The organism is Bradyrhizobium sp. GW821-FHT12B03 (genome assembly GCF_058807535.1).
The window spans coordinates 1-22,741 of record NZ_JBXAQU010000037.1 but is presented as its reverse complement, the minus strand read 5'-3'; the positions used below and the strand labels follow the sequence as shown (position 1 = coordinate 22,741).

The 22,741-nt window shown below is 66.2% G+C and carries 19 protein-coding genes; 12 read left to right on the top strand and 7 right to left on the bottom strand.

The features are described 5' to 3' along the window. Window positions 1-15: 15 nt before the first annotated feature. The 6 genes from AC1RUR_RS37690 to AC1RUR_RS37665 all read left to right on the top strand — a co-directional run bounded on the left by AC1RUR_RS37690 (window position 16) and on the right by AC1RUR_RS37665 (window position 6,182). Window positions 16-537, top strand: coding sequence for a copper chaperone PCu(A)C (locus AC1RUR_RS37690; RefSeq protein ID WP_492853192.1), 522 nt, complete (start codon window positions 16-18; stop codon window positions 535-537). Window positions 538-569: 32 nt separating this feature from the next. Beyond that, complete coding sequence (locus tag AC1RUR_RS37685) at window positions 570-1,088, top strand: YcnI family copper-binding membrane protein (RefSeq protein WP_492853191.1); 519 nt, start codon at window positions 570-572, stop codon at window positions 1,086-1,088. Beyond that, window positions 1,088-2,644: a copper resistance CopC/CopD family protein gene (locus AC1RUR_RS37680; protein WP_492853190.1), complete on the top strand. Its 1,557-nt coding sequence runs from the start codon at window positions 1,088-1,090 to the stop codon at window positions 2,642-2,644. The genes AC1RUR_RS37685 and AC1RUR_RS37680 overlap by 1 nt, the downstream gene beginning before the upstream one ends. Window positions 2,645-2,796: 152 nt before the next feature. Beyond that, on the top strand, window positions 2,797-4,116 hold the full coding sequence (gene proS, locus AC1RUR_RS37675) for a proline--tRNA ligase (protein WP_492853189.1): 1,320 nt from the start codon (window positions 2,797-2,799) through the stop codon (window positions 4,114-4,116). A 73-nt stretch (window positions 4,117-4,189) separates the two neighbouring features. Next, the gene (locus tag AC1RUR_RS37670) at window positions 4,190-5,470 is read left to right on the top strand and encodes a lipoprotein-releasing ABC transporter permease subunit (protein ID WP_027545760.1); all 1,281 of its coding nucleotides are present in this window, start codon (window positions 4,190-4,192) and stop codon (window positions 5,468-5,470) included. A 7-nt stretch (window positions 5,471-5,477) separates the two neighbouring features. Then, on the top strand, window positions 5,478-6,182 hold the full coding sequence (locus AC1RUR_RS37665) for an ABC transporter ATP-binding protein (protein WP_492853188.1): 705 nt from the start codon (window positions 5,478-5,480) through the stop codon (window positions 6,180-6,182). Window positions 6,183-6,309: 127 nt separating this feature from the next. Here the strand turns inward: AC1RUR_RS37665 and AC1RUR_RS37660 are convergent, their stop codons facing one another. Continuing rightward, complete coding sequence (locus tag AC1RUR_RS37660) at window positions 6,310-7,389, bottom strand: zinc-binding dehydrogenase (protein ID WP_492853187.1); 1,080 nt, start codon at window positions 7,387-7,389, stop codon at window positions 6,310-6,312. A 107-nt stretch (window positions 7,390-7,496) separates the two neighbouring features. Between AC1RUR_RS37660 and AC1RUR_RS37655 the strand changes: the two genes are divergently transcribed. Next, complete coding sequence (locus AC1RUR_RS37655; RefSeq protein WP_492853186.1) at window positions 7,497-8,270, top strand: helix-turn-helix transcriptional regulator; 774 nt, start codon at window positions 7,497-7,499, stop codon at window positions 8,268-8,270. On the opposite strand, the gene AC1RUR_RS37650 is transcribed toward AC1RUR_RS37655, so the two are convergent. The 3 genes from AC1RUR_RS37650 to AC1RUR_RS37640 form a co-directional block, all read right to left on the bottom strand. Next, complete coding sequence (locus tag AC1RUR_RS37650; RefSeq protein WP_492853185.1) at window positions 8,267-9,127, bottom strand: DMT family transporter; 861 nt, start codon at window positions 9,125-9,127, stop codon at window positions 8,267-8,269. The two genes, AC1RUR_RS37655 and AC1RUR_RS37650, sit on opposite strands and share 4 nt — an antisense overlap. A gap of 73 nt (window positions 9,128-9,200) precedes the next feature. After that, on the bottom strand, window positions 9,201-9,815 hold the full coding sequence (locus tag AC1RUR_RS37645) for a TetR/AcrR family transcriptional regulator (RefSeq protein WP_492826103.1): 615 nt from the start codon (window positions 9,813-9,815) through the stop codon (window positions 9,201-9,203). Between the two features lie 224 nt (window positions 9,816-10,039). Beyond that, window positions 10,040-11,296 carry a hypothetical protein gene (locus tag AC1RUR_RS37640; protein ID WP_492853184.1) on the bottom strand — a complete coding sequence of 419 codons (1,257 nt, stop codon included), beginning with the start codon at window positions 11,294-11,296 and terminating at the stop codon, window positions 10,040-10,042. A gap of 176 nt (window positions 11,297-11,472) precedes the next feature. Here AC1RUR_RS37640 and map point away from each other — a divergent pair, with 176 nt between their 5' ends. Next, window positions 11,473-12,225, top strand: coding sequence for a type I methionyl aminopeptidase (gene map, locus AC1RUR_RS37635; protein WP_492853183.1), 753 nt, complete (start codon window positions 11,473-11,475; stop codon window positions 12,223-12,225). A 55-nt stretch (window positions 12,226-12,280) separates the two neighbouring features. Here the strand turns inward: map and AC1RUR_RS37630 are convergent, their stop codons facing one another. Then, entirely contained in the window at window positions 12,281-13,600 is a 1,320-nt protein-coding gene (locus tag AC1RUR_RS37630; RefSeq protein WP_492853182.1) for an MFS transporter, read from the bottom strand. 252 nt (window positions 13,601-13,852) lie between these two features. Between AC1RUR_RS37630 and AC1RUR_RS37625 the strand changes: the two genes are divergently transcribed. Then, complete coding sequence (locus AC1RUR_RS37625; protein WP_492853181.1) at window positions 13,853-14,668, top strand: transglutaminase-like domain-containing protein; 816 nt, start codon at window positions 13,853-13,855, stop codon at window positions 14,666-14,668. On the opposite strand, the gene AC1RUR_RS37620 is transcribed toward AC1RUR_RS37625, so the two are convergent. Both AC1RUR_RS37620 and AC1RUR_RS37615 read right to left on the bottom strand, forming a co-directional pair. Further along, window positions 14,665-14,919 (bottom strand): DUF3551 domain-containing protein, encoded by a 255-nt coding sequence (locus AC1RUR_RS37620; protein ID WP_492853180.1) that lies wholly within the window; start codon window positions 14,917-14,919, stop codon window positions 14,665-14,667. The genes AC1RUR_RS37625 and AC1RUR_RS37620 overlap by 4 nt on opposite strands. Before the next feature lies 1 nt (window position 14,920). After that, complete coding sequence (locus AC1RUR_RS37615; RefSeq protein ID WP_492853179.1) at window positions 14,921-15,241, bottom strand: DUF3551 domain-containing protein; 321 nt, start codon at window positions 15,239-15,241, stop codon at window positions 14,921-14,923. A gap of 253 nt (window positions 15,242-15,494) precedes the next feature. Between AC1RUR_RS37615 and AC1RUR_RS37610 the strand changes: the two genes are divergently transcribed. The 3 genes from AC1RUR_RS37610 to AC1RUR_RS37600 all read left to right on the top strand — a co-directional run. After that, window positions 15,495-16,217 carry an outer membrane protein gene (locus tag AC1RUR_RS37610; protein ID WP_492853178.1) on the top strand — a complete coding sequence of 241 codons (723 nt, stop codon included), beginning with the start codon at window positions 15,495-15,497 and terminating at the stop codon, window positions 16,215-16,217. A 464-nt stretch (window positions 16,218-16,681) separates the two neighbouring features. Further along, window positions 16,682-20,185 (top strand): DNA polymerase III subunit alpha, encoded by a 3,504-nt coding sequence (gene dnaE, locus AC1RUR_RS37605; protein WP_492853177.1) that lies wholly within the window; start codon window positions 16,682-16,684, stop codon window positions 20,183-20,185. Between the two features lie 328 nt (window positions 20,186-20,513). Continuing rightward, on the top strand, window positions 20,514-22,741 hold a 2,228-nt coding region (locus AC1RUR_RS37600; protein ID WP_492853176.1), incomplete at its 3' end, for a caspase family protein.

Genomic DNA, 22,741 nt, shown 5'->3' with positions numbered 1-22,741 from the left:
AGAAAGGCAAACGACATGAACAAGCTTTCACGCATGCTCGCGCTCGCAGCGCTCTCCGCCGCAATGTTTGCAGCCCCGGCGCGCGCCGACGACGTCAAGGCCGGCGATCTCGTCATCTCGCAGGCCTGGAGCCGGGCGACGCCGGGCGGGGCCAAGGTCGCGGGCGGCTATCTGACCATCGAGAACAAGGGAACGGCGGCGGACAAGCTGGTCAGCGTTTCCGCCGATATCGCCGGAAAGGCCGAGGTCCACGAGATGGCGATGGACAATGGCGTGATGAAGATGCGCCACCTCGACAAGGGGCTGGTGATCGAGCCGGGCAAGACCGTGAAGTTCGCCCCCGGCGGCTATCATTTGATGCTCCAGGAACTGAAGGGGCCGTTCAAGCAGGGCGACAAGGTGCCGGTGACGCTTCAGTTCGAGAAGGCCGGCAAGGTCGCCGTCTCCCTTGACGTGCAGGGCGTCGGCGCACAGGCGCCCGGCGATGGCGGGCACATGATGAAGAAAATGCCGGATCATTCGGGAATGAAGATGTGACGAGCATGACCTGGACCTTCGGGAGAACAAACATGTCGAAGCGAACCTGGCTGATCCTTCTCGGCGTACTTGCGGCAGCGCCGGCGAGTGCGCACGTCTTCCTCGAAGGCAAGCAGGCGAGTGTGGGGGGATCGTACAAGGCCGTCTTCGCGGTACCGCACGGCTGCGCTGGCTCGCCCACGGTGAAGATCCGCGTCCAGATTCCGGAAGGGGTGATCGCGGTGAAGCCGATGCCGAAGGCGGGCTGGAGCGTCGATGTCGTCGAGGGCAAATATGCCAGCGAGTACGACTATCACGGCAACAAGCTCTCCTCCGGTGTCAAGGAGGTCGCGTGGTCCGGCGGCAAGCTGGCGGACAAGAACTATGACGAGTTCGTCATGCACACGGTGCTGACCGACAAGCTCAAGCCGAACACGACCCTGTACTTCCCCGTCGTCCAGGAGTGCGAGACCGGGGTCAGCCGCTGGATCGAAATTCCGGCGGAGGGGGCGGGGCATTCGCACGAGGGCAAGTCGCCGGCGCCTGGCGTGAAGCTGTTGCCGAAACCCTGATGCGCCTTCTCGCCGCGCTTGCGACACTGCTCCTGATCGTTGGCTTGGCGACCGGCGCGTCGGCGCATGCGGCCCTCGTCTCGGTCGCGCCGGCGAGTGGCAGCATCCTGAAGACCGCGCCGAACGCGGTGGAGCTGCGCTTCAACGAAGCGGTGACGCCGGGCGCGATTCTGCTGATCGACGGTGCGGGCAGGGCGCGGGCCGATGCAAGCGTCAGCGTGTCGGGCAAGACAATCTCGGTCGCGATGCCGCCGGACCTGCCGCAGGGAACGGCGGTGGTCAGCTATCGCGTGATCTCTGAGGACGGTCATCCCGTCGTGGGATCGGTGATCTTCTCGGTCGGCGCTCCGACGGCGACGAAGCCTCCGGCCACTGCGGATGGCGGATTGAACGCGCTGATCTGGCTGGCGCGGGTCGGTCTCTATCTCGGGCTGTTCGTCGGCGTCGGCGGTGTGTTCTTCGCGCGCTGGATTGCATGGTCGATGACGGGCACGACCATAGCGCGTGTCGCGTTCGTGATTGGCCTGCCGAGCGCTGTTGTCTCCCTCGGCGTCCTGGGCCTCGACCTCCTCGGCCTGCCGCCGGGAGCGCTCGCGACCGCTAGCCCGTGGAAGGTGGCGTCAGTGACGAGCGCCGGTCCTGCAGTGCTGGTCGCCGTCACCGCGATGCTGCTGGCGATGCTGGCGCTGCGTAGCGTGTGGTACGCGCGGGCGCTTGCGCTCATCGCGTTTGTCGGCGTCGGGTTGTCGTTGGCCATGACCGGGCACGCCGCAACGGCGCCGCCCGAATTGCTGACCCGGCCGGCGATCTTCCTCCACGGCCTCGGCGTTGCGTTCTGGATCGGGGCTCTGGCCCCGCTCGCTGCACTCCTCTCGAGGCCGGGAGCGGCATTGCCCGTCGTGAACCGCTTCTCCCGGATCGCCGTGCCTGTCGTCGCGATGCTGGCATTGACCGGTCTTGCGCTCGCGGTCGTCCAGCTTGAAAAGCCGGCTGCGCTGGTCGAGACCCGCTACGGCCTCATCCTCTCGATCAAGCTCGCACTGGTCGCTGCACTGCTGGCGTTGGCGGCGCTCAACCGAGTTCGCCTGACCCCGGCGCTGGCACGGGACGAGGCGGCTGCGCCGGCGTTGAAGCGCTCGATCCTGCTCGAATGCGTGATCGGCCTTGCGATCCTTGCCGTCGTCGCCGGCTGGCGCTTCACGCCGCCGCCGCGGACCATTGTTCCGGAAACGCCCTTGGCGATCCACATCCACACCGACAAGGCAATGTTCCAGGTGCTGGTCTCGCCGGGCAGGGCCGGTGTCGATGACTTCGTGCTCCAGCTCATGACGGGCGAGGCGACGCCGCTACAGGCCAAGGAGGTGACGCTGACCCTGAGCCTGCCCGAGCGCGCCATCGAGCCGATGGAGCGGGATGCCTCGCTGGGGGCGGATGGCTATTGGCATGTGCGCAGGGTCGAGCTGCCCTTTGCCGGCCGCTGGCATGTGCGGATCGATGCGCTGGTGACCGACTTCGAGAAGATCACGCTCGAGGACGAACTCGATGTGACGCCGTAAGAGGCGCTGCTGCGGCTCAAGCTGAACCTGAAGTCGACGGAAAAATGACAAGGAATTCCGTCGTGTTAGCGGCTTTTCCTCATTCCCGGTCTTGTGTTTTCGCTCCCAATCCGCTTTCACTGCAGGCCATCACTGATTCCTCGAGTATTGCCATGCGGTTGTCGCGGTTCTTTCTGCCCATCCTGAAGGAAAATCCGAAAGAGGCGGAAATCGTCTCGCATCGCCTGATGCTGCGCGCCGGCATGATCCGGCAGGAGGCGGCCGGCATCTACGCCTGGCTTCCGCTGGGTTTCCGCGTGCTGAAGAAGATCGAGCAGATCGTGCGCGAGGAGCAGGACCGCTCCGGCGCGCTGGAACTGCTGATGCCGACGCTTCAGCTTGCCGACCTCTGGCGCGAGAGCGGTCGCTACGACGCCTACGGCCCGGAGATGCTGCGCATCGCCGACCGCCACAAGCGCGAGCTGCTGTACGGGCCGACCAACGAGGAAATGATCACCGAGATCTTCCGCGCCTATGTGAAGTCCTACAAGAGCCTGCCGCTGAATCTCTATCACATCCAATGGAAATTCCGCGACGAGCAGCGTCCGCGCTTCGGCGTGATGCGCGGCCGCGAATTCCTGATGAAGGATGCCTATTCCTTCGATCTCAACGAGGCCGCGGCGCGCGTCGCCTACAACAAGATGTTCGTCGCTTACCTGCGCACCTTCGCGCGGATGGGGCTGAAGGCGATCCCGATGCGCGCCGAGACCGGCCCGATCGGCGGCGATCTCAGCCATGAATTCATCGTGCTCGCCGAGACCGGCGAATCCGGCGTGTTCATCAATCGCGACGTGCTGGACCTGCCGGTGCCGGGCGAGGACGTCGACTATGAGAGCGACCTCACGCCGATCATCAAGCAGTGGACCTCGGTCTATGCCGCCACCGAGGACGTTCACGACGCCGCGCGGTTCGAGCAGGAAGTGCCTGCGGACAAGCGCCTGAACACCCGCGGCATCGAGGTCGGCCAGATCTTCTATTTCGGCACGAAGTATTCCGAGCCGATGAAGGCAATGGTGGCGGGGCCCGACGGTGTCGACGTGCCGATCCATGGCGGCTCCTATGGTGTCGGCGTCTCGCGCCTGCTCGGCGCCATCATCGAGGCCTGCCATGACGATGCCGGCATCAAATGGCCGGAGGCGGTCGCCCCGTTCCGCGCGGTGGTGCTGAACCTCAAGCAGGGCGATGCGGCCGTCGATGCGGCCTGCGAGAAGCTCTACGCGGAGCTCCAGGCCAAGGGCGTCGACGTGCTCTACGACGACACCGACCAGCGCGCCGGCGCCAAATTCGCGGCCGCCGACCTGATCGGCATTCCCTGGCAGATCATGATCGGGCCGAAGGGGCTCGCCGACGGCAAGGTCGAGCTCAAGCGGCGCAGCGACGGCTCACGCGAGACCATGTCGCCTGCGGACGCAGTCGCCCGGCTGGTCGGCTGAATATTGTTCATCGCCCGATATCGCGGCCGCCAATCCGGCCACAATTGACCCCGAATCATGGGATTATCGAGCGATGGATGAGACCATGACCGAAACCGTGCAAACCGCGCCTTTTGCGCCATTCGAGTGGATGTTGTCGGGGCGCTATTTGCGGGCGCGCCGCAAGGAGGGATTCATCTCGGTCATCGCCGGGTTCTCGTTCCTCGGCATCATGCTGGGCGTGGCGACGCTGATCATCGTGATGGCCGTCATGAACGGCTTCCGCAAGGAGCTGCTCGACAAGATCCTGGGGCTGAACGGCCATATCCTGGTTCAGCCGCTGGAATCGCCGCTGACCGACTGGAAGGACGTCGCGGACCGCATCAGCCAGGTCCAGGGCATCAGGCTCGCGGCGCCCGTGGTGGACGGCCAGGCGCTGGCGTCCTCGCCGTGGAACGCTTCGGGCGTGCTGGTGCGCGGCATCCGCTCCGACGACCTCAACAACCTCACCTCGATCGCCAAGAACATCAAGCAGGGCTCGCTCGAAGGCTTCGATGACGGGCAGGGCGTCGCGATCGGGCGGCGCCTCGCCGATCAATTGTCGCTGCATGCCGGCGACAGCATCACGCTGGTGGCGCCGAAGGGCGCGGTCACGCCGATGGGCACGACGCCGCGCATCAAGCCGTACAAGATCGTCGCGGTGTTCGAGATCGGCATGTCCGAATACGATCTCGGCTTCGTGTTCATGCCGCTGGCCGAAGCGCAGGCCTATTTCAACCGCAGCAACGACGTCACCTCGATCGAGGTGTTCACCACCAACCCGGACAAGATCGACGCCTTCCGCAAGGCGGTGACGGAGGCTGCGGGACGGCCGGTATTCCTGGTCGACTGGCGCCAGCGCAACTCGACTTTCTTCAACGCGCTCCAGGTCGAGCGCAACGTGATGTTCCTGATCCTGACCATGATCGTGCTGGTCGCGGCGCTCAACATCGTCTCCGGCCTGATCATGCTGGTGAAGGACAAGGGCAGCGATATCGCGATCCTGCGCACCATGGGCGCCTCGCAAGGCTCGATCATGCGCATCTTTCTGATCACGGGCGCCTCGATCGGCGTGGTCGGCACGCTGGTCGGCTTCTTCGTCGGCCTCGTGATCTGCCTCAACATCGAATCCATCAGGCAATTCCTGTCCTGGCTGACCAGCACCGAGCTGTTCTCGCCGGAGCTCTATTTCCTGTCGAAACTGCCTGCCGAGATCGACGTCGGCGAGACGACGGCCGTCGTCATCATGGCGCTGACGCTGTCGTTCCTGGCGACGCTCTACCCGTCGTGGCGCGCCGCGCGCCTCGATCCGGTCGAAGCGCTCCGGTACGAGTGAGGGGCTGATGGAGCAGCAACAGGGGGCTGAGGATGTACCGGTCATTTATCTCCACGAGATAAAGCGGCAGTACTTGCAGGGCGAGGTGCCGCTGACGATCCTGGACGGCGCCAAGCTCGCGCTGTGGGCGGGCCAATCGGTCGCGCTGGTGGCACCGTCCGGCTCGGGCAAGTCGACGCTGCTGCATATCGCGGGGCTGCTGGAAGCGCCGGATTCCGGCGAAGTCTACGTCAACGGCGCGCCGACCTCGCAACTGCCCGACATCGAGCGCACCCAGCTCCGCCGCACCGATATCGGCTTCGTCTACCAGTCGCACCGGCTGCTGCCGGAGTTCTCGGCGCTGGAGAACGTGATGATGCCGCAGATGATCCGCGGCCTGAAGAAGTCCGAGAGCGTCAAGCGCGCCAAGGAGATTCTGGGCTATCTCGGCCTCGGCGACCGCATCACCCACCGCCCGGCCGAGCTGTCGGGCGGCGAGCAGCAGCGCGTCGCGATCGCACGCGCAGTGGCCAATGCGCCGCGCGTGCTGTTTGCGGACGAGCCGACCGGCAACCTCGATCCGCACACCGCGGACCACGTGTTCCAGGCCCTGATGCAGCTCGTCAAGGCGACCCACGTCTCCATGCTGATCGCGACCCACAACATGGAACTCGCCGGCCGCATGGACCGGCGAGTCTCGCTGTCGAACGGCCAGGTGGTCGAGCTCGAATAAAAACTGCGAAAACAACCCCATGCACAGTAGCCAGCCTGTTTCAGCCGCTGCTGGCCTGACGCCTGCCAGGCGATTGACGCGTCGAGCAAATCAGCCGCGCTGGCGCATCGCGGTCGCCTGCGGCGATTTACGGCCGGATCACCGTCAGCCTGAACGGTCCGCCGTTGGCCGCGGCATGCGCCACGGCGTCGTTGGCATGGTCGAGGTCGAAGGCCGTGGTCTCGTACTCCTCCAGCCGCAGCAGCCCTGATCGCACCAGCGCGATCAGGCGGGCGGCGGCATCCGGCGGATACATCCAGACGCCGTGGATGCTGATGCAGTTGCGCATGATCCAGGGGTAGGGCAGCTCGAGGCCCGCACCGCCGGCCATGCCGACGCCGCCCATCAGCACGACGCGGCCGTAGGGGCGCACGGTCATGATGGCCGCGCGCACAACGGTCGTGCTCACCGATGGTGGCATGATGTCGAACACGCAGTCGATCGGCCCGGGCGCGGCGCGCTTCATCGCTTCGCGGTCGTCGTTCTCGTTGCCGGTGAGCTTGACCGGCTTCACCCGATCACCGAAGCGGCGGACGAGGTCGGCGAGGATCTTTTCGTTGCGCCCCGGCGTCACCACGCAGGCCGCGCCCATCGCCAGCGCGACCGACACCGCCGCGCTGCCGAAATTGCCCGTGGCGCCGCTGACCAGAACGGTCTCGCCCGGCTGGAGATTGGCGGCGAGGAAGCCGCCATAGGGCACCAGCAGCGTACCCAGCGCGCACCATTGCGTGGCCTGCTCGGCCGTGATCTTGCCGAGCCGTTTCACATTCTCGGTCGGCACCCGCATCTGCTCGGCAAACGAGCCGTGGCGGAAATGCTGCTGCAGGCGCATGCCGCCGGGACCGGCCGCCGTGAGGCCCTGCAGGGCGATATCGGGCGCCACGGCGTCGTCGCGCGAGCGCACCGTCGGGTCGCAGAACACCCAGTCGCCGACGGCAAGCTTGGTCGCGTCCGGGCCGATCGCCCGTACCCGTCCGATGCCGCCGGGGCCCGGGATAACAGGCAAATCGAGCGCATAATTGCGCTCCCCGCTGAAGACCTCGTTCATGTAGGACAGCACGCGCGTGGCGACGACGTCGACGATGACCTCGCCGGTGCCGAGCACCGGTTCGGGGGCATGCTCGATCACCAGCGGGGTTCCCAGGGATTTGAGTACGGCGGCTTTCATATGTTCACCTCAAGGTAGGGTGAAGCTGATATGCGCCGCTCTTGAAGGGACAAGAAGGCCTGGTATTATCCTAGTATTGTCAAAACCCTCCATCGGGGGAGCAAGCCATGGCCGATCCACGCCGCGTCGAGTTCGGCGACTTCCTGAGGTCCCGCCGCGAAAAGCTAGCGCCGAAGACCGTGGGCCTGCCCGCAGGCCGCCGGCGGCGCACCGCGGGCCTGCGCCGCGAGGAGGTCGCCCAGCTCGCCGGCATCGGCGTCGACTGGTACATCCGTCTCGAGCAGGGCCGCACCGTCAGCCCCTCGGTCACCACCATCGACGCGCTGGCCCGGGCGCTGCGTCTCTCCAAGACCGAACACGCGCATCTGAAGGCGCTGGCGCGTGACGGCGCGAGGACCGCCTTCGTGCCGGAGATCGTGCCGCCGCCGATCCGGCGGATGGTCGAGAGCCTGCAACAGCCGGCCTACATCACGGGGCGGCGCTGGGACGTGCTGGCCTGGAACGCCGCCGCCGAGGACATCTTCGGCTTCGGGAAATTGCCGGAGCAGGACCGCAATACGCTGCTGCTGGTGCTGACCAACAAGCAGACGCGAAAATTCTACGGCGCTGGCTGGGCGGATGTCGCCAAGAGCATGGTCGCGATGTTCCGCGCTACCCACGACGTCTGGGCCGGCGATCCCGCCTTCGCCGAATTGCTGACGCGGCTGCGGCAGGGCAGCCCGGAATTCGTCAAATGGTGGGAGGCCCACGAGATCCGCAACACCTCGTCGGGCCTCAAGACCATGAACCATCCGACCAAGGGCCTGCTCCGGTTCGAGCATACGAGCTTCCAGGCCAATGACGATCCCGCGCTGAAGCTCGTGATCTACACGCCGGTTTAGGTAGTTCGAACGCTCGGTCTCACTTGCGTCAGGGCGACGCCGGAGATCGCGAGCAGCCCGCCGGCAATCAATTTCGGGGTCACGCGGTCGCCGAGGAACAAGACGCTCGACATCAAGGCGAACACCGGAAGCAGCAGGCCGAAGGGCGCGACGCGGCCCATGGAGCAGCGGGCGATCAGCCAGAACCAAAGGCCAAACCCGATGATACCGCCGATGAAGATCGTGTAGGCGAGCGCCAGCCAGCCACGTCCATCTGCCGTGGCGAGGCTCGCCAGTTGGCCGTATTCGAGCAGCAACGACATCACCAAGACTTGCGGCACTGTGAGCAGCGACGACCACCCCATCAACATCAGGGGATCGAAAGGGCCGTAGCGTTTGGTCAGCACGTTCGAGACCGCGAATGCGAAGGCGGCCCCGACCACCAGCAGCAGCGGAAGCGGTTTTGCCGACAGGCCGGGCTCAGCTGCCAACACCACCACGCCGACGAACGCAAGCACGACGCCGGCGGACGTGGTGAGAGACGGCTTCTCCGCGAGCAGCGGCCAGGCGAGCAGGACGGTGAAGGGTGTGGCGAGTTGATAGGCGATCGCCGACATGCTTCCCGAGCCGAGCCCAAGCCCAACATAGAACAGCCCGAAGTTCAGCCCTCCCAGGAAAATCGAGATCGCTGCGATGGGGCCGATCTGTTGACGCGTGGGCCTCTTGACGAACGGCACGAGCAGCAGCGCGATGGCCAGGAAGCGCAGCGCCAGGAAGAAGAGCGGCGGAAACTCCGTGACGCCCACCTTGATGGCCACGAACTGATAGCCCCAGAGCAGGGGAACGGCCACCGCGCAGACGATCTGGATCGCAGACATGGCATTGTTCCTTTCAAGACCGATCAGTCCAAATATCGGCGCGCGCCAATGGCGCCGGGCGCCCGTGGGGTGGTTACCTCATGAAGCGGTCGAGCAGTGCGTCAGCGGTGGCTTGCGATGCGGTCCGCGCCGGTGCCGTCTTGCCGACCACGCGCAGCCCCTCGACGAAGCAGACGAGAATTCGGGCGGCGCTTGAAGGCTCGACGCCATCGGCCAGCTTTCCGGCCGTCTTCGCCCGGGACAGTGCATTCGTCAGTTTGGTCTCCATGGCCTTGAAGAAACCCGCGACGCGACGGCCGACTTCGGCATCCTGGCCAGCCAGCTCCATGGCGGTGGCCACCAGCAGGCAACCGCGCCGGCCATTGGCACCGCCGGTGCGGTCGACATAGCCGGCCAGGAAGGCCCGCAGGCCGTCGATCGGTTCTTTGGCGGGAGCGAGTTCGCTATCCATTCGCGCCACGGCATCGGCAATGTAGCGATCAAGCGCAAGCAAGAAGAGCGAGTGCTTGTCGCCGAACGCAGCGTAAAGGCTGCCGCGCGAGAGCTTGGTCGCGCGAAGCAGGTCCGGAAGCGCCGTAGCGTGATAGCCGCGCGACCAGAACACGCCCATCGCGCGTTCGACGGCGGCGTCCATGTCGAAGCTTCGGGGGCGGCCGCGGGGGGACGGCGCTGGGGTTTGACGGCTCATTGCTCATATATAGACCGATTGGTCCTTAAATCGCAAGGAATGGCTTTGGGGCGCGTTCGAGGAAACTCAAGGCTATTGCGTATGAAGGAAAAAGCGGCGAGGAGCTCGCTTGCGGCCCATCCTTCGGGACGCCCGCCTACGGCGGGGCCTCAGGATGAAGTCGCGTTTTGCGGCGGAATTTTTAGACCCTCATGGTGAGGAGCCCGCCAAAGCGGGCGTCTCGCTTACGGCGCCGGCACGGCCGGGGGCGTTGGGCTGATGTTCGGCACCGTGGCCGACCAGGGGCTGATCGGGTTCAGCGTGGACAGAGAGCAAGATGATTTGAGCTGTGTCCATGCCGACGCCAGGCCCGTCAAGTCGATGTCGAATCTCGTCGTGTTCGTCTTGTCGTCCTGGTGCGTCGTGGTCTGGCGGACATGCATGGCGCGGGACGCCAGCATCGCCTTGATCGTGTCGGGATCGATGTTGCCGCGCCAGAATTCGTACTTGCCGGACCGAATTGCAGATCCTCCGGTCTCATTGCCCGCCTCGGCATCCGCCGTCATCAGGACCATGCTCTTGCTGGCGGACGCCTCGTCGATCTCGCCTGTGAATGTCAGCGGCACGCGCTTGTTGCTTTCGCAAGACAGGCGCCACTCCATCATGCGGAACGACGTGCCGTTCTCCTGCTTCATGACCGCGAATTTGCGGACGAACGGACGTGCTTGGTTCTCCAGCTTCCACGTCGTTTCGGCCAGCGGCCGCGTGTCGATGCCGAAACGGTAGAGCTCGGCCCGCGTCAGCATGTGCAGGTTCTCGAACTTCACTGTCCGGATCAGTTCATCAAGCTCGCGGCTGATCCCCATCGCCACGATGAACGCGGCGCGGTCGCGGTCACCGCTGGCTATTCGACGCCGCCGGGCCTCCGCGACCACCTCTGGAGGCGGATTGCCACGAAACTGGAGGGTCAGCCTGGAATTATGCACCGCCAGCGCCGCGTCGGGGGCCACCTCGCGGGACGTCGCCCCGATAAATACAAAGCCGCAGGCCGAGTTGCACATGGCGTGGTAGGTGGTGAGCTTGGCCTCGATCTCGCCGCCTGCGTTCTTCACCTTGAGGCATGCCGCGTCGATCTGCGTGCCCGCGGCGCACGCCGTCACCATCGTCCGGCCGACGCGCGCGATGGCCTTGCGGCTGCGCAGCAGCCGTCCGATCTCGTAGGATGGATCGACGCTGCCGCCGGGCGAATACAGGTAGATCGGACGCTGCGTGTCCTTGACCCCGGCCAGGAAACGGCGAACGCGCGGCGCGGCGTCCCGGTCGATCTGGCCCTCGATGGCGATCCAGCGGTCGCAGCCCGGCCCGCACGCGTCGGGCGCTCCCTTGGCGAGATAGATGATCAGCGTGGAGGCAAATCCGGCTTTCTCGGCCGGGGTTCCTTCTGCGCGCAAAGCGCCGGGCAGCAAGAGCGAGGCAACGAGAAGCAAGACACGGGCAAGCATCAAACGATCGACCGGGCGCGGTGAAGAGCAAGCGCTGATGCTATACGATGATCGGCGCGCTCACAACTTGCGGTGGCATGTCGGAGCAGGTTTATTTCGTCGACGTCCGGGCGGGCGCTCCCGTTTGCAAGCCGGCCTCACAAGCGCTATGTCGGCCCTTTCAGACGAGCCCCGACATGACAATCTCTGATGACAACGACCTCGCGCGCCTGAAGGAGATCGGCCGCATCGTCGCCAATACCCTGGAGGCGATGGGGAAGGCGCTCGAGCCGGGCATGAGCACGGCCGAACTCGACCAGATCGGGCGAAAACTTCTGGAAGCGGCCGGGGCCCGTTCGGCGCCGGAGCTGGCCTACGACTTTCCGGGGGCGACCTGCATCAGCGTGAACGAGGAGATCGCTCACGGCATTCCGGGTGACCGTCGGATCGCGCGTGGCGATCTCGTCAACATCGACGTCTGCGCCGAGAAGAACGGCTTCTTTGCGGACACGGGCGCCTCGTTCGCCGTTCCGCCCGCCACCCGCGCGATCGAACGCCTTTGCAGGGATGGCCGGCGGGCGATGTGGGCGGGCCTTCAGCAGGTCGGCGCCGGCAAGCCGATTGCCGGCATCGGCAACGCCATCGGGACATTTGCGCGGAAGAACGGCTACAGCCTGGTCAGGAATCTTGCCAGTCATGGTGTCGGCCGCTTGCTCCATGAGGAGCCGACGGAGATCGCGACATGGCCCGACCGCTCCGAACGCCGCATCATGAGCGACGGCCTGGTGTTCACCGTCGAGCCGTTCCTGTCCTTGGGTGCTGAGTGGGCACAGGATGGTGGCGATGATCCGTGGACGCTCTACAGCAGCCCCGAAGCGCCGACCGTTCAATACGAGCACACCGTGATCGCAACCCGAAACGGACCTCTGATCGTCACGCTGGCCGGTTGAGGTATCCCGGGCCAGAGCTCCGGATGTCCTAGGCGCCGCGCGACCAGCGCGGAAATCATGCCACCGGATCGCTGGCAGAATCCGAGCGGCTCCGGTCATCCGGGGCAAGCGGCGGGGCTCGCCTCGCCGGAGCGCTCTCTGGCGAAGCAGCACCCCGTCGCGAGGTCATTTCGGCCGGCGCAGGTCGGGCGTCGCGCCAGGCGACGATCCAGATCAGGAAGCCGAGCAGCGCGAGCGCAGCGCCGACCGGGCCGGTGGAGGTCCAGCCCAGCCCCTCGCGAATGGCAAGGCCGCCCAGGAACGGGCCGAGCGCATTGGCGGTGTTGAAGGCCGAATGGTTCAGCGCGGCGGCGAGCGCCTGCGCGTCGCCGGCGACGTCCATCAGCCGGGTCTGGAGGATAGCGCCAAGCGAGACACTGGCACCGATGGCGAAGATGTCTGCCGCAAGCAGCCAGGGATTGCCGGCGGCAAGTGGAAACAGCAAGAGCGCGACCGCAGCAAACAACAGGATGATGCCCGCCGTCGGCATCAGGGCGCGGTCCGCAAAGCGCGGCACGAACAGATTGCCGAGCGTGGCGCCGACGCCGAACACGGCCAAAAAGAACGGGATGACCGCGGTGCTCACCTTGGTGACCTCGATCAGCGTCGTCGCCAGATAAGTATAGACGGCGAACATGCCGCCAAAGCCGATCGCACCGATCGCCAGCGTGATCCAGACGCGGCCGCTCTTCAAAGCGCCGAGCTCGCGCAGCGGATCCGACCTGCCGGCCCGGTCGCGCGGCGCGAACAGGGCGCACAGCAGGACCGTCAGCAGCGCCAGCAACGACACGAGCGCAAAGCTCGCGCGCCAGCCGACCGCCTGGCCGATCAGATTGGCCAGGGGCACGCCGACGATGGTGGCGCAGGTCAAGCCGAGCATCACCTGGCCGACCGCCTGCGAGCGGCGATGTTGCGGAACGAGCGAGGCTGCGACCAGCGCGGCGATGCCGAAATAGGCGCCATGCGGCAATCCCGAGAGGAAGCGGGCCGCGATCATCCAGCCAAAGCCCGGCGCAAGCGCGGTGAGTGCGTTGCCGATCGCGAACACGGCCATCAGTACCAGGAGCTGCGTGCGCCGGGCGAAGCGCGCACCAAGCACGGCGATCAGCGGGGCGCCCAGCACCACGCCGAGCGCGTAGGCACTGATCGCGTGTCCCGCGGTCGGCTCGTCGACGCGCAGGTCGGCGGCGAAAAACGGCAGCAGGCTCATCGATGCGAATTCGGTGGTTCCGATCGCAAAGCCGCCCATCGCAAGCGAGCACAGGACGATGGCGAGGTGAGGAGGCGCGGAAGCCGCGGTCGCGCGGGGCGAGGTCGCTTGGGGCGATATCGACATGTGTCCTGCATTGGTGGCGTCAACGGGAACCAGCCCAGCGAACGTCGCCACCCCTGCAAGATTTGTCTGTGGTACTTAAACCGGGATCAGCTTGCGTCAACAGCGGAGCTTCAACGCGGGGCGGGGTGCATATCAGCGTCCCGATTTAGGTGTGGCCATCGCTCGCGCGTTTGATCATCGAATGCGCAAATCGCGTCGTTGTGCGGGAACAGGAGCCTGATAGGATTTGCGCGTCCTTGCCAACATGCACCGATGGCTGAATCCGCGACGTCCAACTACGCCAGCCATAGCGCGCTCACCGATCCCGGTCCCTATGCCGTGCTGATCGGCGGCTTGCCGCTGGATATCGCAGTGCTGTGTCGCACCTTACACGGCCTGCTGATCCACGAAGCATGGATCGAGCGGCAAGGATTGAACCTCGCGGCGTTCCACGGTCAGAGCCGTGCCACGTTGCCGGTGGCCCAGCGCCTGGATCAGCTTCTGACGATCGACTCCCGATCTCCGACTGTCGCCCGACCTGATACGTCGAGGGTATTGGCGACGTGCCGGGACTTTTCGTTGATGTTGTGCAGCGTTCTGCGGCATCACGGCGTGCCGGCCCGCATACGCTGCGGCTTCGGCACGTACTTCGCTGGGAATCCCTATGACGATCATTGGGTGTGCGAATATTGGGCGCCGGACGAGCAACGCTGGGTTCTCGTCGATGCTCAGCTCGACGAGTTGCACCGCGACGTCCTCAAATTCGACTTCGAACCGACGGACGTGCCTCGCACGGCGTACGTCACCGGCGTGGAGGCGTGGAAGCTATGCCGCATCGGCCTCATCGATCCCGCGCAGCTCGGTCATGGAGCGACGACCGGCCTGTTCTTTGCGAGGGTCAACCTCGCGCGCGATCTGCTCGCCCTCGCCAAGATCGAGACCTCGGCCTGGGATCATTGGCGCACGGCGCACGAACGGCATCGTGGGTTGGACGACGCAACCCTGTTGCTGTGTGACGGCCTGGCGCAGCGTGGTGAGGCCGGGGCCTTCGAGGTCGCGTCGTCGTTGAGCGTCCCACCCTGGTCCTAATCGGCGGGCCTCGACCGGCGTGAGGGTGTCGGTCCTGGCTGCGGAAAATACGGGTTCACGACACACGTCGCCGAACGTCCGACGGCGAGAAATCTGCACTGCGCGAGCGAAGTGTAGCGGCAGTCGAAATAGCCGACCTGGCCGTAGATCTGCATGCAGACGGGATAGCTGGGATCATAGGTCTGCGCGCGCGCGGGCGCGCCGGCGAGGAGCGTGCCGATCGCGATGAGCGTGAGGCAGGCGCTGCGCATCTCAGCGCGGCAGGTAATGGCCGGGAGGATAGCCCGGCACCTGCGTGCGCGGACGATTCTGGTAGGCGTAGGGATCGTCGCTCTGGCCTGCGAAATACGGGTTCGCGATGCAGGTCAGCGCGCGCCCCGATGCGCTCGCCTGACACTGCGCGTAGGTGTCGAACCTGCAATTGCTGAGCCCCGGCCACTCGTCACCGGTCAGGCAAAAAGCATGATGCGTTCCGAACGCGCGCGCCGGCGTGCTTGCGCCGAACACGAGCGTGAATGTGGCGATCGCGAGCGAAAATATGGCGACAATTGGGAAGGCAATCAATGCACGCATCTCGAATCTCCAATCACGCGAATGTGCGCGCGGCGATGTTACGCGCGTGCGCAGTGTATCTCGTGTAGTCGACATTGGAATTGCTGAAAACTCTTGTTTCAAAGGGTTTCCGACGCGCTCTGATAAATCTTCGTTAATGAAGCGCGGCCCTTTGGAGTGAACTGTTGCGTCGCGGTTACAGCAATTCCGTCGATCGCTGGTATGACGACGCCACGGCCCGGGGGCCTACTGAAGAAACTGGAACGGGATTCAAATGAAGAAGAACTTGTTGCTTGCCGCTGTGAGCCTCGTCGCGCTGAGCGCGGCTGCACCGGCGCTGGCTGCTGATCTCGCGGCGCGGCCGTACACCAAGGCTCCTGCGATGGTCGCGACGATCTACGACTGGAGCGGCTTCTACATCGGCATCAACGGCGGCGGCGGCTCCTCGCACGCGACCTGGGATCTGGTCGGCTTCGGCCGCGACGGTTCGCACGATGCGACCGGCGGCACGGTCGGTGGTCAGATCGGCTATCGCTGGCAGTCCGGCCAGTGGGTGTTCGGCGTCGAAGGTCAGGGCAACTGGGCCGACTTCTCCGGCAGCCACGTCGGCGCGATCTCCGGCTTCACCAACAACACCAAGATCGACTCGTTCGGTCTGATCACCGGTCAGGTCGGTTACGCCTGGAACAACGTGCTGGTCTACGTCAAGGGCGGTGCGGCTGTGGTCGGCACCAAGTACGACGCTTCTTTCGCCGGCGTGTCGCTTGCTTCGGCCAATGACACCCGTTGGGGCGGCACGGTCGGCGCAGGCCTCGAGTATGGCTTTGCTCCGAACTGGTCGGTTGGCGTCGAGTACGACCATATCTTCCTGGGTGGCAAGGATCAGACCCTGACCGGCGGCCTCGGTACTCTGGCGATCCATACCAAGCAGGACGTCGACATGGGCCTCGTCCGCGTGAACTACAAGTTCGGCGGCCCGATCCTCGGTCGGTACTGATACAGATCGCTCATATCGAGCGGTTGCGGAAAGCCCCGGCCCTCGTGCCGGGGCTTTTTTATTGCGTGAATTCAGCGAGTTAACCATCGCATTTTGACGTGACCGACAGCGCTTGACTCCTGAGAACGAAATGAGAACAATGTTCTGCATACGTTCCAGCAAGGGAGCAAGCCATGTTCAGGATTTTCGTGGAAGAAGCCGCCGCACTCGCCTCGATCTCGCTGTTCGTCGGGATGATCGCAATCTGGGCGCAGGTCATTCCGCAGCTCTAGTACGGCGATTCATGATGCTCCACTCAATAGCCCCTGGGGAAAAGCGGGACGACGCGGCCGTTCCGTGGCTCCGGCGTGGACTCTCGCGGCCCGACGCCCCACCATTGTGAGGCGAGTCGGCCGAGCAAGCGCAGGATGCGTTGAGGAGCCGGCGACCGCTCCATCTCATCTGCAAGAGGCCGTCACGCGACCATGCCGAGCGCCGGATTTGTCCACCTTCACGTTCACTCGGCCTATTCGCTGCTCAAGGGCTCGATCAAGATCGCCAAGCTCGCCGAGCTCGCGAAGAAAGACCACCAGCCGGCTTTGGCGCTGACCGACACCGACAATCTGTTCGGTGCGCTGGAATTCTCCGACAAGATGGCCGGCTCCAGCATCCAGCCGATCGTCGGCTGCGAGCTTGCGATCGATTTCGGCGACCAGGATCCGAACGCACGCAATGCCATTGGCCCGTCGCGCGTGGTGCTGCTGGCGGCGCAGGAGCGCGGCTATCGCAGCCTGATGCGGCTCAATTCGCGCGCGTTCCTGGAAACGCCCGACAGCCACGCACCATTCATCAAGTTCGACTGGCTCGAAGGCGAGACCGAGGGCCTGATCGCGCTCACCGGCGGCCCTGACGGGCCGATCTCGCTGGCGCTTGCCGGCGGCTACGCCGAGCTTGCGGCTGCGCGCTGCGAGCGTCTGGCCGGCTTGTTCGGCGACCGGCTGTACATCGAGTTGCAGCGCCACAACATCGACAGGGAGCGGCGCGTCGAGAGCGGCCTGATCGACATCGCCTATGCCAAGGGCCTGCCGCTGGTCGCGACCAACGAGCCGTATTTCGCCGCGACCGACGATTACGAGGCGCACGATGCGCTGTTGTGCATCGCCGGCGGCCGGCTGATCGCCGAGAGCGATCGCGTGCAGCTCACCCCCGATCACCGCTTCAAGACCCGCGCCGAAATGGCGGTGCTGTTCGCCGACATTCCGGAGGCGCTGGCCTCGACGGTCGAGATCGCCGAGCGCTGCTCGTTCCGCCCCATGACGCGCAAGCCGATCCTGCCGTTCTTCACCGTCGGCGCCGCAGGCAGCTCCGATGCGGCCGCGGTCGAGTCGGCCGAGTTGAAGCGCCAGGCGGAGGAGGGGCTCGCCAACCGCCTGCGCGTGCACGGCCTGTCGCAGGGCACCACCGAAGAGGACTACAGCAAGCGCCTGGCGTTCGAGCTCGACGTCATCATGCGCATGAAGTACGCCGGCTACTTCCTGATCGTGTCCGACTTCATCAAATGGGCGAAAAGCCAAGGGATTCCGGTCGGACCGGGCCGCGGCTCGGGCGCCGGCTCGCTGGTCGCGTGGGCGCTGACCATCACCGATCTCGACCCGATCAAGTTCGGCCTGCTGTTCGAGCGCTTCCTCAATCCGGAACGCGTCTCGATGCCGGATTTCGACATCGACTTCTGCCAGGACCGCCGCGGCGAGGTGATTAGTTACGTACAGCAGCGCTACGGCCGCGACCAGGTCGCGCAGATCATCACCTTCGGTACGCTGCAAGCGCGCGGCGTGCTGCGCGACGTCGGCCGCGTGCTGCAGATGCCCTATGGCCAGGTCGACAAGCTCACGAAACTGGTGCCGCAGAATCCGGCCGCGCCGGTGACGCTGGCCGCCGCGATCGAGAGCGAGCCAAAACTCCAGGCGTTCCGCGACGAGGACCCGGTGGTGGCGCGCGCCTTCGACATCGCCCAGCGTCTCGAAGGCCTGACGCGCCACGCCTCGACCCACGCGGCCGGCATCGTGATCGGCGATCGTCCCCTGAGCGAGCTCGTGCCGCTCTACCGCGATCCCAAATCCGACATGCCGGTGACCCAGTTCAACATGAAATGGGTCGAGCCGGCCGGGCTCGTGAAGTTCGACTTCCTCGGCCTGAAGACGCTGACCGTGCTCGACGTCGCGTGCAAGCTGCTCAAGCCGCGCGACATCCATGTCGATCTCGCGACGCTGCCGATCGACGATGCCGAAAGCTACCAGATGCTGGCGCGCGGCGACGTGGTCGGCGTGTTCCAGGTCGAAAGCCAGGGCATGCGGCGCGCGCTGATCGACATGCGCCCCGACCGTTTCGAGGACATCATCGCGCTGGTGGCGCTGTATCGCCCCGGCCCGATGGCGAACATCCCGACCTATTGCTCGCGCAAGCATGGCGACGAGGAGCCGGAATATCTGCATCCCGTGCTGGAGCCGATCCTCAAGGAGACCTTCGGCGTCATCATCTACCAGGAACAGGTGATGCAGATCGCGCAGGTGATGTCGGGCTATTCGCTCGGCGACGCCGACCTCTTGCGCCGCGCCATGGGCAAGAAGATCCGCGCCGAGATGGACAAGCAGCGCGACATCTTCGTCGCGGGCGCGGTGAAGAACGGCGTGCCGAAGGGGCAGGCCGAGACCATCTTCGAGCTGCTGGCCAAGTTCGCCGACTACGGCTTCAACAAGAGCCACGCGGCGGCTTACGCGCTGGTGTCCTACCACACCGCCTACATGAAGGCGCATTATCCGGTGGAGTTCATCGCGGCGTCGATGACGCTCGATCTGAACAACACCGACAAGCTCTCCGAATTCCGCTCCGAGGCGCAGCGCCTCGGCATCAAGGTCGAGCCGCCGAACATCAACCGCTCGGGTGCGACCTTCGAGGTCGGCGAGAAGACCATCTACTACGCGCTCGCAGCGCTCAAGGGCGTCGGCATCCAGGCGATCGACCAGATCATCGAGGAGCGCACCAAGAACGGTCTGTTCACCTCGCTCGCCGATTTCGCCGCCCGGGTCAGCCCGCGCGCGATCAACAAGCGCATCATCGAGAGTCTCGCCGCCGCCGGCGCCTTCGACACGCTTGAGCCGAACCGCGCCCGCGTCTTCGCCGGAGCGGACGCGATCCTCGCCGCCTGCCAGCGCGCCCATGAGGCCGCGACCATCGGCCAGAACGACATGTTCGGCATGTCGGCCGATGCGCCGACCATCATGCTGCCGCAGATCGAGGCGTGGCTGCCGGCCGAGCGGCTGCGCCGCGAATACGACGCGATCGGCTTCTTCCTGTCCGGACATCCGCTCGACGATTACGCCACCGTGCTGAAGCGCCTGCGGGTGCAGAGCTGGGCGGAATTCTCGCGCGCGGTGAAGACCGGCGCCACCGCCGGCAAGGTCGCGGCCACCGTGGTCTCGCGCATGGAGCGGCGCACCAAGACCGGCAACAAGATGGGCATCATGGGGCTCTCTGATCCCACGGGCCATTTTGAGGCGGTGCTGTTCTCCGAGGGCCTTGCGCAATACCGCGACGTGCTCGAGCCGGGCGCCGCCGTGCTGCTGCAGCTCGGCGCCGAGCTCCAGGGCGAGGACGTGCGCGCTCGCGTGCTGCATGCCGAGCCGCTCGATGATGCCGCCGCCAAGACGCAAAAGGGCCTGCGCATCTTCCTGCGCGACACCAAGCCGCTGGACTCGATCGCCAAGCGGCTCGCGGGCCCCGAGATGGCGTCCACGAACGGCGCCGCGCCGAAGGTCGGCAGCCCGGGGATTGCGCCGCGCTCCAATGGCGACGGTGAAGTCTCGCTGGTGCTGATGCTCGACCTCGAGACCGAGGTCGAGATGAGGCTGCCCGGCCGCTTCAAGGTCTCGCCGCAGATCGCCGGCGCGATCAAGGCGGTGGCGGGCGTGGTGGACGTGCAGCAGCTCTGACGGCGCGGCCTGCGCGATCGTCATCGGATCATGTTGCAACCTCGCTGTTTCTGGCTGGCATGCACCCGGGGAATGGAATGGGGTGCGCGATGCTGCGACGGGGCGCGTCGTTGTTGGCCGCGGGGACGATGCTGGCGGGGTGCGTGAGCGATCACGTCGCGCGGCGATGACGCACCGCAACGCCGGCTGCGAGCTTACGCGGAGCTGACGCCGGCGTCGGGGCGGCCATCCCACCGCCTCAATCCGAGCATCTCGTTCAAGCGCCATTCAGCCGGCCGGGCCTCTGATGCGCGGTGGCACTTCAACAGCAAAAGCGGGCAGACAAGCCATGCGTGGGACGCTCAGAATCTTCATCGGCCTTCTTCTGCCGATCGCGGTCCTTGCCGCAGGCGCGCCCGGTCCGGCGCGCGCGCAGCAGCAGGAGAAGCGCATCGCGCTGGTGGTCGGCAACGGCGCCTATGCCAAGTCGCCGCTGGCGACGACGGCGAACGACGCCGGCCTGATCGCGCAGACGCTGCAGGCGGCGGGCTTCGACGTCGTCGGCGCGCGCGATCTCGACGGTGACACGCTGCGCAAGAGCTTTCGCGACTTCATCCAGAAGGCGCAGGCCTCCGGCCCCGGCACCGTCGCGATGATCTATCTCGCCGGCTACGGCGTGCAGCTTGCCGGCGAGAACTATTTCATCCCGGTCGATTCCAGCATCACCCGCGACACCGACATTCCGACCGAGGGCCTGCGGATCGGCGATTATGCGCGCCAGCTCGCTTCCATTCCGCTCAAGGCCAACATCATCGTGCTCGACGCAGCCCGCGCGCAGCCCTTCATCGAGGGCGGCCAGCCGATCGCGAGCGGGCTTGCGCTGGTCGAACCCGATCCGAACATGCTGATCGCCTTCAATGCCGCGCCCGGCACGGTGGCGCCGGAGGAGCCGGGGCCCTACGGCATCTACGCGCAGTCGCTGGCCGAGATGATCCGCACCGGCGGCCTGCCGCTGCCCGAGGTGTTCGATCGCCTCCGCCTGCGCGTCAACGAGGCCTCCAAGGGCGCGCAGGTGCCCTGGAACGAGCAGAAGATATCCGCCCCATTCTCGTTCTTCGATCGCGGGCCCGACGCACCGCCGCCGGAGGCCTCGGCCGACCAGGTCGCGGCGATCCGGAGCAAGCCGATCCGCGATCTCGGTGTGCAGGACGCCTATGCGGCTGCGCTCGCGCGCGACACGCTGCCGGCCTACGAGGAATTTCTCGCGGCCTATCCGAACGATCCGATGTCCAAGCGCGTGATGGCGATCGTCGCGGCGCGCCGCGAGGCGATCACCTGGCGGCGGACGTACCGGACCGACACGCCGGAGGCCTATTGGTCGTATCTGCGCCGCTATCCGCGCGGCCCGCATGCGGGCGATGCGCGCCGGCGCCTGGCGATCCTCACCGCGCCGGCCGAGCCGCCGCCGAGCTTTGCGATGATCGACTACGACGTGCCACCGCCGCCGCCGGAGGAGGTGGTCTATGTCGACCGGCCCGTGCTGTATTTCAGCGACCCTGATTTTGGCTTCGCGCCGCCACCGCCGCCGCCGGTCTATTATCTGCCGCCGCCGCCACCGGATTTCGTCGTGCTGGAGCCGCCGCTGCCCGTGGTCGGCCTGTTCGTGCTGCCGCAGCCGATGTTCGTGCCGATCCCGGTGTTCGTCCGGCCGCCGGTCTATGTCGCGCCGCCGCCGAACAACATCATCTACCAGAACATCCATAACAGGACGGTCATCAACACCGTGATCAATCGGCCGCCGATCGCGCCGCCGGGAGCAGGACCGGGGCCAGGACCGGGCAATCTGGCGCCGGCGGTTGCCGGCCGCGCCACTCCGGCTGGACCCGCGGTGCCGCAGGCGGTCGCGCAGCGTGCGGCCCTGATTCAGCAGGGCAGGGCGCCGATGCCGCCGAGCGCCACGATCCAGCCGAGGACACGGCCCGGGACGCCGCCGGTGGTGCCGGCCAATGTCGCGCCGACCGCGGTGCCGCCCGCTGCGCCATCCGCTGTGCCACAAACCCGGTTGCCGCAAGCCAACACGCTACCGGTTCCCGGTGCCCATGGCGGCCCGCCGGCGCCGCCGGCGGGGGCAGGGCCTCTGCCGGGCGGCAGGCCCGCGCCGACGGCGACGGCACCCGGTACGACACTGCCGGCGCATCCCGGTGCGCCAACGGTTGCTGCACCGACAGCTGCCGCTCCGACGACTGCTGCGCCCGCTACGGCGAAGCCGACTGTTGCGCCCGGCCAGCCGCCGAAGCCGCCGGTGGCACAGACCCCGCCCGGCACAGCGCCTGCCGATCGTGCCAAGGCGGCCACGCGCGAGCCGCCCGGTTCGCCGCGGCCCGGCGCATCCGCGCCCGGTACGCCGCCGGGCACCGCGGGACGGCCGGCCGCGCCGCCGTCCTCGGCCGCGCGCGAGCCAGTCAGGCCACAGACCCAGCCGTCGCCGCCGCCGCAGGCAGCGAAACCGATCGCATCGCCGCCGCGGCCCCAGGCCGTGGCGCGGCCCACGCCGCCGACACCACCGCGGGTCTCGGC